Here is a 12,573-nt window from a genome sequence, read left to right on the forward strand (position 1 = left end):
CCCGAATGTCACCGCTTTTCCGCCGATCACTTCTGAAAGGGGCCGCCGCCCTCGGCGGCACGTTGGCACTGCCGACCTATGGTTTTGCGCAGACTTCGCCCCAAACCACCCTGACTGTCGGCACGCGCACGCTGGAGATTATGGGCCGCGCTGCGACCGTCATGGGCATCATGAACGATGCGGGAACGCCCGGCCTGGTGATACCTGTGGACGCGCCTTTCGACGTGCGGGTGAGGAACACGCTGGCCGATCCGACCGTCATTCACTGGCACGGGCTGACGCCGCCTTTTGCCCATGACGGCAGCAATGTCTCGCAGGCACCTGTCGCGCCGGGCGGGACGCACGATTATCTCTTCGATGTCAGTCGATCCGGCACCAACTGGATGCACTCGCATTTCGGCTTGCAGGAGGCGCAGCTTCTGGCCGCGCCTCTCATCGTGGAGTCAGCCGAAGATGCCTCGGCGGATCGGCAGACCGTCACGATCATGCTGCACGATTTCAGCTTCACCCCACCGGAAGAACTCCTCGCAGGTCTGCGATCCGGTGAAATGTCGCATATCGGGTCGGGGATGGCCGCGATGCACATGGGGATGGTGCGCGGCGGAGATGGCAGCATGGCCGGAATGGATCATGGCAACATGAACACGGGCGATGCACCCGCGATGGACCACGGCAACATCGTCATGTCCGGGATGGCGATGGATCTGAACGACATCGCGTTCGATGCCTTCCTCGCCAACGACCGCGACCTGTCGGACCCCGAAATCGTACCGGTCGAAAGAAGCGGTCGCGTGCGACTGAGGATCATCAACGCGGCCTCGTCCAGCAACTTCTGGCTCGATCTGGGCAATCTGCAAGGGCGGCTTCTGGCGGTTGACGGGAATGACGTGCTTCCCATCGACGGCACACGCTTCGAGATCGCGATGGCGCAGCGGTTGGACATAGAGGTATCGATACCTTCGGAAGGCGGTGCTTTCCCGATCATCGCGCAGCTCGAAGGTGCGAAAGCCCGCACGGGGATCGTTCTTGCGACGGCATCGGCAGCGATTGAGCGGATATCCGGGTTTGCCGAAGTCACCGCGCCACCGGTTCTGCTCGATCTGGAACGGCAACTTGTTGCGGCGAGCGGATTGCCCCGCAAACCCGCCGATGCAGCCGTGAGTGTCGATCTGACCGGCGATATGCAGCCCTACGCCTGGGGGTTCGCCGGGCGGTCGTTCGACAATCGCGCTCCGGTCGAGATCGTGTCCGGTCAGAGGGTCGATATCACGCTGCGCAACCGCACGATGATGTCCCATCCGATGCACCTGCACGGTCATCACTTCCAGGTCGTCGGATTGGGACGTGCGCGGCTTTCCGGGGCTATCCGCGATACCGTTCTGGTTCCCGCGATGGAAAGCGTGACGATTGCCTTCGACGCCGACAACCCCGGCGAATGGCCGCTCCATTGCCACAACATGTATCACATGGCCGCCGGTATGATGACGACGGTGACATACGCATGAGAAACCGGTCCAACAGGCTGCCCGGCCGCCGCACCTTCCTGACCGGTGCGGTCGCCCTCGGCGCAACGACCCTGCTGCCCCGTGGACTGTTCGCGGATACGGGCTGGCCGATCCTGCGCGCCGCGCCCTCGACCGCGCAGCTCGCTCCGGCAGGATACCCGGCCACGTCGGTCTGGGCCTACGCGACAGAAGGCGCAGGCAGGGTTCCCGGCCCTGAAATCCGCGTGACGGCGGGGGACCGGGTGCGCCGCCAGCTCGCCAACGATCTGCCTCAGGCCACGGCAGTTCACTGGCACGGCATCCGCATCGACAACGCGATGGACGGCGCGGCCCCGCTGACACAGGCAGCTGTCGCGCCGGGGGCATCCTTCGACTACGGCTTCATCGCCCCCGATCCCGGCACCTATTGGTATCACTCGCACAATCGCGGCCAGGAACAGGTCGCCCGTGGTCTGGCCGGTCCCCTGATCGTGGAGGACCGCGAACCGTGGCTCGGCCTGCCCGGTGCGGCCACGCGCGAGCTGACGCTGGTTCTCGATGACTGGCTGCTCGATGCAGATGCGGCCATCGTCGAGGACAGATGGGACGACTTGCACGCGGCCTCCCATGACGGTCGGATGGGCAACACCGTCACGGTAAACGGCGCGGCCTATCCCGATCTGCCGGTCCGCCCCGGTGAGCGTCTCCGGCTGAGGATCGTTAACACAGCCATCGACCGGATCATGCTTCTCGGCCTGCCAAACCTGTCGGCGCGGTTGATTGCGCTCGACGGGCATCCCGTCTCGCCCCGCGATGTGGAAACGCTATTGCTCGCCCCGGCGCAGCGGGCCGATGTCGTGATCGACGTGCCGTCGCAGGATGACGGGACGCATGGCCTTCTGCTCGATCCCGGAAACGGCGCGTGGGTCGAGGTCGCGACGTTCAGGTCGGACGGCGCGCCGGTGGCACCGGGCGAAGGTGAAGTCCGCCCGCTGCACGCCTGGGGCACACTGGCCCCTCCCGATACGTCCGATCCGCAACGCGAACGCCTGCTCATGGAAGGTGGCGCGATGCGCGGCATTGCTGAGGCCACTTATCGCGGTGAGCGGATGGGGTTCCGCAAACTGGCATCGAACGGCATGGTCTGGGCTTTCAACGGCATGGCGCACGGGATGAAAACTCCGATGTTCCGCGCGCCCCTCGGCCGGACAGTGCATCTGGAAATGGTGAACCGCTCGATCTTCCCGCACGCTATTCACCTGCACGGGCATCATTTCACGGTCCTGTCGCGCAATGGCGCACCTGACCCGCACCGCGACGTGCGCGATACGGTTTTGATCGGCGGCGATGAAACGCTGGAAATCGCTTTCGTCGCGGACAATCCCGGCCAGTGGATGATCCATTGCCATATGCTATCGCATCAGGCGTCCGGGATGATGGCCTGGTTCGAGGTCGCGTAGGATGGTGTTCGGCCTGCCATTTGTCGCCGGACTTGTCCTCGGGGGCATGACCCATGGGGCTATGGCGCTCGGGGGTGTCTTGCGCCAGCGAGGGACGTGGGCAACCACAATGGTCGCCATCGCTGCTTTCTGTGTGGTCTTTGCAATCTAGACCGGCGACACCGCCGAGATTGTCGTCCATTCCGGCCTCGCCGCCGGATTTGCCGCCTTGGCGATCATCGGCGCGCGGGCGTCGGCATGGATACTCGCGGCCGCTCTGCTCGGGCACGGGATGTTCGATGTCAGTGTGGGATTGTTTCTATCGAACCCCGCACCGGGCTGGTGGGGCCCGTTCTGTCTTGGCATCGACGTGGTGCTGGCACTTGGTCTGGCCGTCCTGTTGATCCGAGAGAAGACGCTGCAATGATGGTTAGCGGGACGCCTTTTGCAACAGACCGATCAGCTCGTCGAACTTGGCCCGCTGTTCTTCGGGGTCGCCGCTCTGGATCGCGGTTTCGACGCAATGCTCCGCGTGGTTCTCAAGGATCAGCTTCTCGACGCCCAGGATCGCCGATCTGATCGCAGCCGTCTGCGCAAGGATGTCCATGCAGTAGCGGTCGGCCTCGACCATGCCCTTTATGCCGCGCACCTGACCTTCGAGCCGTGACAGCCGGTCCAGCGTCTTGTCCTTGTTCGCCTTCATCGGACTGCACTCCGTGTCTTTTGGAACCATGGGGCTGAAATTACAGTTATATACCCCATATGGGTATATAGAAGAGTCAGACAATGGCACATCGAAACGACACTACAATGGATTCAGACGACACGCATCAGGACAGCCACTCCAGGAAAAGCGGCGGCTACGGCAGGTTCCTCGCCATGATCGGCACCTCGACCGTGATGATGTATGGGCTGATGTATCTCAATACCTATGCGCTGGATCATGTCTTCTTTTCCCAGACGCGCATGTGGATGGCGCTCTACATGGGCGGGACGATGGCGGTCATCATGCTGGCCTTCATGCTCGGCATGTATTCTAACCGGAAAGCAAACATCGCGATCTTCGCCGTAGCCGCGATTGCCTTCGCGGCGGGCCTCTACCTCGTCCGCTCCCAAGACACGGTCGGCGATATCGCCTGGATGAAGGCGATGATCCCGCACCATTCCATTGCGATCCTGACCAGCGAACGTGCGAACATTTCCGATCCGCGCGTGCGCAAGCTGGCCGATGCCATCATCGAGGCGCAGCGGGGCGAGATCGCGGAGATGCAGCGATACATCGCAGACATCGAAGCCAACGGAGATGCACCAGCAGGCACAGAACGAACAAAGTCGGAATAAATACAGGAGACCGTAACGATGATGATGAATGGTGAAATGATGCAAGGCAGCGGATGGATGATGGGAGGCATGATGCTGATCATGCTTCTTGTGGTCGTCTTCCTGATTACGGGAATTGCCTATTTCATTCGAAATTCCCGCGGACGCTGACATACGAAGGAGACCCACGATGCCCAAGGACACCCGCGATGTCGCTGATGTGACAACCGATCCCGCCACGGCCGCCACTGGAAAGACAGCCGTTCTCTACCGCATGGCGCTGCCGAACCATCTGTGCCCTGCGGGCCAGAAGGCGCGTTGGCTTTTGGACAGCAAGGGATTCAAGGTCGATGATCGACTGTTCCGCGAGCGGTCGGAGGTCGATGCCTTCAAGGAAGCGCACGATGTCCCCACCACACCGCAGATATGGATCGAGGGCGAGCGGGTCGGCGGCTACGACGCCCTGCGCCAGAAACTCACCGATTACGACCCGGATGCCACGACCTACAAGCCGGTGATCTACCTTTTCGCGGTGGCCGCCGCGACGGCGCTCGCGCTGTCCATCGGCTTTCTCGGCGCGATCACTTGGCAGACGCTCGGCTGGTTCATTTCGGTCTCGATGATCCTGCTGGGGATGCAGAAGCTCCGCGACATCGAGAGCTTTACAACGATGTTTCTCAACTACGACCTGCTGGCGCGGAAATGGGTGCCCTATGCCTATGTTTACCCTTGGGTCGAGACCGGGGCAGGCATCCTGATGACGGGCATGTTGCTGACCCCGCTCGCGGCCCCTGCGGCGCTCTTTATTGCCACGGTCGGCGCGATAAGCGTGTTCAAGGCAGTCTACATCGACAAGCGCGAGCTGAAATGCGCCTGTGTAGGCGGCGGATCGAACGTGCCTCTTGGTTTCGTCAGCCTCACGGAAAACCTCATGATGATGGGGATGGCCATTGTGATGCTCGCCCGGATCGCGAACTGATGGCAGCGAGAACCGACTGGAAGCGACGGGCTCTGCTGGCTGGCGGAGCCCTCGCTGTTGCCGGATGGGTGAAAGGCGTTCCATATCTGGCATCGCTGGGACAGCCGGACTTTGCGTTCGAAGACATCCCCGATCTGCCGCCCTTCCGACGACTGCAGGGGGTCGGCGCATCGACACCGGGAGCGGCGATTTTCACGGGTATAACCGCAAATGAATCGGAACCCGAAACTGATTACGAACTCGAACAGTTTGTCAGGACAAACCCCTGCGCTGCATTCTTCGGTGAAGGGTCCAGCGACACCGTTCCGGTAGCGATGTTTTCCGACTTCGCCTGCCCGATCTGTCGTGTGATGGATGACCGCCTGACCGATCTTCAGGAAAGCGAGCCTGAGACATTTCACATTGTTCGGCACCAGCTCCCACTTCTCGGCATCGCCTCGGCCACAGCCAGCCGCGCTGTGCTGGCCGCCGATTTGCAGGGCCGTTACCGTGACATGCACACGCGCCTTATTCGAACGCCTGCCGTCACGGATGAACGCTTCATCGCGGCCATTGCGGAAAATCTCGATCTCGATGCTGACCGGCTGCTCGAAGATATGCAATCGAACGCCATTGACCGCCGCCTGCGGCTGACAGCGGCCATCGCGGATGTCTTCGGCTTCTTCGGCACACCCGCCTTCGCGGTCGGTCGGACAGTGTTCATGGGGTCGATCCAGACAGGCTCGCTAAGCAAGTTGATCGCAGACGAGAAAGCAAATCTCTGTCTGATCTAACTTACTATATTCAACTCCTGCGGCCCTTGGTTCTTGTTTTTCCGAAGCAGACATTGGGGCTGATGAACTGGAGGTCCGAATTGTCCGCTATGCGGACATAACCTGTGCCCGCTTCGAACGACTGCTTTACAGTGGACCACGCAGCTCCTGCGCATGAGCCACTATTGAGCGCTCACCCCCGGTGCACACCATAAGCCCTCGAGGAAATCAGAATCGGCCGACGCACCGAAATGCGTACGACGCAGTGCGAGATTACGCGATCAAAACATGAACATGTGCTGCACACGACGCGCCGCAACCTGTTGAAATTAAGCTACAATCGCCGCCATCCATCATGGGGGCAACGGACAGCCTGTTGCGTTGGTCGAAATGCATACTCATCGCGTCATTCATTTCCCGGCGGCGGAGTTGCATCCGGTCGTATTCGCACGCGGATACTGAGGTCCGCCCCTCCAATACCCTCCGAAGCATGGCCAGTCCATTCGATGCGGAGGGGCATGAACTTCCCATCGGCAGAAGGTCCCGTGCCTGAACCTCGGCAGCGTCCTCCTGATTTTCAAGGCTGCCTTGCGCAGGTTCCGCGGGGCGCCAGGGTCGCCCTGACTATGGCTCCTGGTCCGGCCGAGAAACCACCCCCGAACATCCGTGCCAATGCGCCCAGCCCCGGCATGCGGCGGATTGAGGCCGAAGCACCGCTCGGGTGGCCAGCAAAGGCCGAAAATTCCGCCCACCTTGTGCTGTGTCCCGCCTGCGACGACAGTGCCTTTACCACCCGCACCGGTATCGAGATCGGCGGTGGTGTGTCTTTTTCCTGGCCGGAGGGGTCCATGCGCATACTGGCGATTGGTGAATGCATGGCCGAACTCGCTCCGACGGAGGCCGAAGGCGAATACCGCCTAGGTTACGCCGGGGACACGTTCAATACCGCTTGGTATCTGGCCCGCTGCGCACGGGGCGTGTCGGTGTCCTACCTGACGGCGGTGGGTAACGATGCGATCTCGCGGGGGTTGACGGTTTTCATGAGGTCGAGCGGCATCGACGACCGCTTCGTGCGGATCGCGCCGGACCGAAGCATCGGCCTCTACCTGATTTCGCTGGATCGCGGAGAGCGCAGCTTTGCCTATTGGCGCGACCGCTCGGCGGCGCGGACGCTGGCGGATGACAGCGCGTTCCTGTCCGGCGCGATGGCGGCGTCCGACATGATATATTTCTCCGGCATCACCCTCGCCATCCTCCCCCCCGAAAAGCGCGCGACCCTGCTGACGACGCTTGCCGATGCCCGACGTGACGGGAAGACCATCGCCTTCGATCCCAATCTGCGTCCGCGGCTGTGGGAGTCGAACGAGGTCATGACGGCCGCCATCATGGACGGCGCCGCGGCCAGTGACATCGTCCTGCCGTCCTACGAGGACGAGGCCGATTGGTTCGGTGACGTCAGCCCCCGCGCAACGCTGGAGAGATACGCTGCAGCGGGCGCCACTACGGTCGTCGTGAAGAACGGGGCCGCGCCGGTGCTTTACGCCGACAGGGGTGAAACGGGCGAAGTTTCCGTCGATCCACTGGAAGAGGTCACGGACACGACCGCGGCAGGCGACAGTTTCAACGCCGGGATCCTGGCCGGCCTCGCCGCGGATCACGCGCTGGCGGACGGGATCGCCTATGCCTGTGCCCTGTCGCGGAAGGTCGTCCAGCACAAGGGCGCGCTGGTCGAGACGGGCCTTCCCGCCCCCATCGGCCCGTAAGGGGGCGGAACGATCGGCGCCGGTGCCCGATGGCGTCGGATGGCATGCCGTCCAGCTACGCCCGGACCGGTCGGCATCTGAGAGAGACGATTTCGAACGGGGCGAGGTTCAGCGTGCATTCCCTGCAGGCGTGGCGGACCCGCTCGCCGTCGCGCTCAAGCAGGTCGCAGCGATGCACCTCTTCCATCGTCTGTGAGAAGGAGATGGTAACCGGCCCCCGCCGGCGACCGGCTTCGTAAAGCCGCAGGATGAATCCATCGCCATCTTCCGCAGGCTTCAGGGTTTCCAGAACGACGTTCGTCGATACGCAGGAAACGAGCGGCCGCACCCCGCCGGGTTGCCGTCCCGGAATGGCGATCGGCGGATGACCCAGCCGCCGCGCCTCGTCGCGGACGCGGTACAGGTCGCCGGAATGTGCCATGACGGCATAGGTGAGGACGTGACGGCCCTGATCCGCCTGGGGGTCGGGGCTGGTGGCGGACTTGATGAGCGAAAGCCGCATGACGTTCCCGTGGATGTCGTAGCCGTGCTTGCAGTCGTTCAGCAGCGCCACACCGAAGCCGCCCTCGCCCAGTTCCGCCCATCGCTGGGCGGGCACCTCGAACCGGGCCGCGTCCCAACTGGTATTGCGATGGGTGGGCCGTTCGATCTCGCCCCACTGGATTTCGTAGGTCGCACGGGGGCTGAGAACATCTACCGGGAACGCGACCTTGAAGAGCGTGTGCTGCTCGTGCCAGTCCACCTCGGTCACGAAATCGAGCCGGGGCGATCCGGCGGCCAGGCGAACGTGCTGGACGATCCGGCTGTTCCGCCAACGCCAGGTCAGGTGGATGGCCGCGCGCAGGGGGCCGGTCTCCGCGACCTCGACGCTTTCAGGCGGGCCGATACGTTCGGCGCGATCCTCGAAGAACGGGTCGATGTCCCAGGCGTCCCAACTGACGGGACGATCCTCGAACGCCCAGAGCTGGTTGCCGTCCTCGCCGGGGGCGAGAAGCTCGCGGCCGGTCCTCTTGTCGGTGACGGATTCAAGCTGCCCTTCCAGCGAAAACCGACATTCGATCTGCCCATTCTGAAGGATGATCGCGTCGCCCCGGTCCAGCCGCACGGCATCGGCCGGACAGGATGGCCCACCACCGCCATAAGCGGGAAGGTCGACCCAGAGAAGCGTTCCGCCCTCGACCCCCTGCCCGTCTTTCCCGTCCGGCAGCAAGGCCGGCCCCGCCGTCATCACGGGTGCGGGATTGAAAAAGACCGCGTCGTCGCCGCTCGGGAACAGTTGCGTCAGGGCGGCGTCGCGCAGGGCCGTCGCGCGCGACGTGATCGCGGCAAAGTCCCGGCGGGCATCCTCGAATACGGCCCCGATCGACGTGCCGGTCAGGACGTCGTGGAACTGGTTGGTGCAGAGCATTCGCCAGAGGTCGGTCAACTCGGCCCGGACATCCGCGCCGACGCCGCCGGGATGGGCCGTGACAAGCGCGGCCTCGGTCGCGTGCAGCAGCGCCTCGGCCCGGCGGTTGGCGCGCTTGATCCAGCCTTGCGACGTCAACACGCCGCGATGGCCCTCGAGATAGAACTCGCCGTTCCAGATCGGCAGATTTTCCGCATCCGCCCGGATCGTCTCCATCGCGGCACGGACGGTCGCGAAGGCGACCCGGGGCGCACCCGGCATCGCCTCGAACGCCTTGGCCTTCTCGATCAGTTCCTCCGTCGGCCCCCCGCCGCCATTGCCGTAGCCATAGGCGATCGGCAGGTCACGGATGCGTCCTTCCGTGGTCGCGTTCGTCCACGTGCCGATGACCTCGGCCGCGCTCAGGTCGGATTTGTAGTTCGTCGGAAAGGGCAGATGCTGAACCTCGCGCGGCGTCGTCAGGAAATGGGCAAGGACACGCGTACCGTCGATCCCCTGCCACCAGGTCGTCGAGGACGGCATCCGGTTGGTCTGGTTCCAGTTCAGCTTGTTGGTGACGAACGACGTCAGCCCCGATTGCGCCATGAGCTGCGGGAGCGACCAGGGAAAGCCGAACGTGTCCGGCAACCAGAGGACCGGGGTTTCGACATCGCCGAAGCTCTCGCGGAAATAGCTCCGCCCCAGCAAGATCTGCCGGACCAGCGCCTCTGCGCCCGGCATGTTGCAATCGGGCTCGACCCACATGCCGCCCATGACCTCCCACCGACCTTCCGCCACCCGCTCGGCAACGCGCGCGAACAGGTCGGGGAAATCGGTCTCGAGCCAGGAATAGAGTTGCGGCTGCGAGTGCGAGAAGAGGAAATCGGCGTGCCGGTCCATCAGTCGCAGCACGTTCGAGGTCGTGCGCGCGCTCTTCTGCCGGATCTGCGAGATCGGCCAGAGGTAGGCGATGTCCATATGCGCGTGCCCGATGGCGTGCAGCCGCGTGTCCAGCGGTGCGCCGGCCGCCGCTATCCCCTCCGACAGCCGCGTCATCGCGTCCGGCACCGTGGCACGCAGCGCGTCGCCGAGCGGGTCGCGCGTGTCGAGGACGAGGAACGCCGCGTCCAGCGCATCCAGAAGGCGCACGCCGGTGTCCGCATTATCGGTGGTCTGGGCCACGTCCAGCGCGACATCGGCCAAGGCAACGAACGCCTGCAGCCGCCGGTCGATATCGACGACGGCACAGGGCCGGATCAGGAGGCGGACCGGATCGGCCGGATCGGGGGGCCAGCCGGCAAGCCCGGTCCACCCGCAAAGACGCAACTCGCGCACCGCGCCGTCCGCCAACGACGGGTCGAGCGGCAGGCTGTGATGATACCGATCGGCCGAGCCGAGGATTTCCCCGTCGAGCCGGACGAGCGCCTCGGGATGGGTGAAGATGTCGCCGGCGACGCCCATGGGCAGGTGCAGGGCGGGATGGGCGAAATGCTCCGGCACGGTGGCCGATGTCCGCAGCACGAAATGCGTATCCTGACCGGCCCAGTAGCTGTTCCACGCGATCTCGCCCCGATCGTCGCCGCTGCCTACCGGCGCGTCGCAGGCTTCCAGCACTTCGAGGCGAAAGGGCGGTAGATCGGCCCGCGCCCGGTGGATCAGCGGACGGATGAGGGCCAGGCGCTTGCCGATCTTTTCGGCGGTGAACCTTTGGCCGTGGTTCATCACCCGGTCCGGAGCGAGAAGCCCGGCACCTCGCCGCGAAAGACGGTGCGATGCGCGGTCCCGTCCGCGTCAAGGGTCTTGAGGGCAAGCGTGCCATCCTCGACCCTGCCCCAGTCGCGGTCCAGATCGGGCCACGGGATCGAGTCGATCAGAAGCCGCGTGTAGGGATGCCGCGGATCCCCGATCACCGCCCCCGGCGGCCCGGCTTCCACCACCCGCCCGTGATACAGCACCATGACGTAGTCGCTGACGTGATAGGCGGTGGCCAGGTCATGGGTGATGTAGAGGATCGAGATGCCGTGCCGGTCCTTCAGGTCGTGGATGTTCTTGAGGATTGTCGCACGCAGGCTGGCGTCGACCATGGAGACCGGTTCGTCGGCGATCAGCAGCTTCGGCGACAGCATGAGCGCGCGGGCCACGATCAGCCGCTGGCGCTGACCGCCCGAAAGCTGGTGCGGATAGCGGCGCAGCACCAGCGCCGGGTCGAGGCCCACGGCCTCGCACGCCTCTTCCATCGCCGTGCGAACGTCGGCATCGGATCGTGCCAAACCGAACCGCTTGAACGGAAACGACAGCGCGTGATCGACGCGGTAGAACGGGTTGAAGCACGCATATGGGTCTTGGAACACCGCCTGGACGTCCTTGCGGAAATCCAGTCGCGCGCCCTTGTCCAACCGGTTGATGTCGCGGCCCCGGAACAGGATGCGTCCTTCCGTCGGCGGGGTGAAACCCAGCATCAGGCTGCCCATCGTGGACTTGCCCGAACCGGATTGTCCGACGACGGAGATGATCTTCGGCACCTCGCCGTCGAGCGCGAACGAGAGCGGATGCAAAGCCGTCACGGCACCGTAGCGTTTGGTGACGTTCTCGAACTCCAGAAGCGCGCCGGCTTGGCCGCGCAGGATGTCCGGCGTGGCTTCGATGAAGCTTTCGCCACCCACCAGGGGAACCGACGCGATAAGCTGCCTGGTGTAGTCGTGCTGCGGATCCTCGATGATCTGGCGAACGGGGCCGAATTCCACCAGCTCGCCCAGCTTCATGACCGCCAGATCGTCCACCGACTGCGCCATCAGTCCCATGTCGTGACCAATCAGGAGGAGGCCGGCGGCGATCTTGTCCTGAGCGGTGCGGAGGGTCTGCATGACTTGCCGCTGCGTGATCACGTCGAGCGCCGACGTGGGTTCGTCCGCAATGATGAGGTCGGGCGCCAGGCAGACCCCGATGGCGATGCAGACGCGCTGTTTCATGCCGCCCGACAGCTCGTGCGGGTAAAGCCGCCCGGTGTCGGCCGGCAAGCCCACGCTTTCCAGGACGAGGCCGGCGCGCCGCCGAAGTTCGGCCCTTCCGACATGGCCCTCATGCGCGACGATCGCGTCCCAGATCTGGTCTTCGACCCGCATCACGGGGTTGAGCGAGTTCATCGCCCCCTGCGGGATATACGCGATCTTCTTCAGCCTAACGCGCCGCATCTCTTCGTCCGAAAGACCGAGCAGGTTCGTGGCGTCCAGGGAGTTCAGGTGGATCTCGCCTTGCGAGACGTAGCCCGGTGCCGCCAGCATGCGCATTGCGGCAAGGGCCGTCGTGGTCTTGCCCGATCCGCTTTCCCCGATGAATCCGATCCTGCGGCCCTTCGGCACGGACAACGTCATGTCGCTGACCGCGTGGACGACGCCCTTCGAGGTCGGGAAGTCGATGGAAAGGTTCCTGATGTCGAGAATGGTCATCCG

The 12,573-nt window shown here is 64.0% G+C and carries 11 protein-coding genes; 8 read left to right on the forward strand and 3 right to left on the reverse strand.

Translation table 11 applies throughout. The features are described 5' to 3' along the window. The first annotated feature begins 62 nt into the window (after positions 1-62). From MWU52_RS03980 to MWU52_RS03990, 3 genes are all read left to right on the forward strand, one after another. The gene (locus MWU52_RS03980) at positions 63-1,505 is read left to right on the forward strand and encodes a multicopper oxidase domain-containing protein (protein WP_246949681.1); all 1,443 of its coding nucleotides are present in this window, start codon (positions 63-65) and stop codon (positions 1,503-1,505) included. Then, on the forward strand, positions 1,502-2,944 hold the full coding sequence (locus MWU52_RS03985) for a multicopper oxidase family protein (RefSeq protein ID WP_246949683.1): 1,443 nt from the start codon (positions 1,502-1,504) through the stop codon (positions 2,942-2,944). Before MWU52_RS03980 ends, MWU52_RS03985 begins: the two co-directional genes overlap by 4 nt. Positions 2,945-3,152: 208 nt before the next feature. Beyond that, positions 3,153-3,350, forward strand: coding sequence for a hypothetical protein (locus MWU52_RS03990; protein WP_246949685.1), 198 nt, complete (start codon positions 3,153-3,155; stop codon positions 3,348-3,350). 3 nt (positions 3,351-3,353) lie between these two features. Here MWU52_RS03990 and MWU52_RS03995 read toward each other — a convergent pair whose 3' ends face one another. Continuing rightward, positions 3,354-3,626, reverse strand: coding sequence for a metal-sensitive transcriptional regulator (locus tag MWU52_RS03995; protein WP_246949688.1), 273 nt, complete (start codon positions 3,624-3,626; stop codon positions 3,354-3,356). Between the two features lie 107 nt (positions 3,627-3,733). Between MWU52_RS03995 and MWU52_RS04000 the strand changes: the two genes are divergently transcribed. The 5 genes from MWU52_RS04000 to MWU52_RS04015 all read left to right on the forward strand — a co-directional run bounded on the left by MWU52_RS04000 (position 3,734) and on the right by MWU52_RS04015 (position 7,737). Further along, the gene (locus tag MWU52_RS04000) at positions 3,734-4,264 is read left to right on the forward strand and encodes a DUF305 domain-containing protein (RefSeq protein ID WP_246949691.1); all 531 of its coding nucleotides are present in this window, start codon (positions 3,734-3,736) and stop codon (positions 4,262-4,264) included. Between the two features lie 18 nt (positions 4,265-4,282). Continuing rightward, positions 4,283-4,414 carry a hypothetical protein gene (locus MWU52_RS17935; RefSeq protein ID WP_281493899.1) on the forward strand — a complete coding sequence of 44 codons (132 nt, stop codon included), beginning with the start codon at positions 4,283-4,285 and terminating at the stop codon, positions 4,412-4,414. Between the two features lie 19 nt (positions 4,415-4,433). After that, positions 4,434-5,222 carry a glutaredoxin family protein gene (locus tag MWU52_RS04005; protein ID WP_246949694.1) on the forward strand — a complete coding sequence of 263 codons (789 nt, stop codon included), beginning with the start codon at positions 4,434-4,436 and terminating at the stop codon, positions 5,220-5,222. Beyond that, on the forward strand, positions 5,222-5,995 hold the full coding sequence (locus MWU52_RS04010) for a DsbA family protein (RefSeq protein ID WP_246949697.1): 774 nt from the start codon (positions 5,222-5,224) through the stop codon (positions 5,993-5,995). Before MWU52_RS04005 ends, MWU52_RS04010 begins: the two co-directional genes overlap by 1 nt. An 827-nt stretch (positions 5,996-6,822) precedes the next feature. Next, on the forward strand, positions 6,823-7,737 hold the full coding sequence (locus tag MWU52_RS04015) for a sugar kinase (protein WP_281493900.1): 915 nt from the start codon (positions 6,823-6,825) through the stop codon (positions 7,735-7,737). Positions 7,738-7,792: 55 nt separating this feature from the next. On the opposite strand, the gene MWU52_RS04020 is transcribed toward MWU52_RS04015, so the two are convergent. Beyond that, positions 7,793-10,846 carry a glycoside hydrolase family 38 C-terminal domain-containing protein gene (locus MWU52_RS04020; RefSeq protein ID WP_246949702.1) on the reverse strand — a complete coding sequence of 1,018 codons (3,054 nt, stop codon included), beginning with the start codon at positions 10,844-10,846 and terminating at the stop codon, positions 7,793-7,795. After that, complete coding sequence (locus MWU52_RS04025; protein WP_246949704.1) at positions 10,846-12,570, reverse strand: ABC transporter ATP-binding protein; 1,725 nt, start codon at positions 12,568-12,570, stop codon at positions 10,846-10,848. Before MWU52_RS04025 ends, MWU52_RS04020 begins: the two co-directional genes overlap by 1 nt. Between the last annotated feature and the right edge of the window lie 3 nt (positions 12,571-12,573).

The sequence above is a fragment of the Jannaschia sp. S6380 genome (assembly GCF_023015695.1).
Lineage (GTDB): Bacteria > Pseudomonadota > Alphaproteobacteria > Rhodobacterales > Rhodobacteraceae > Jannaschia.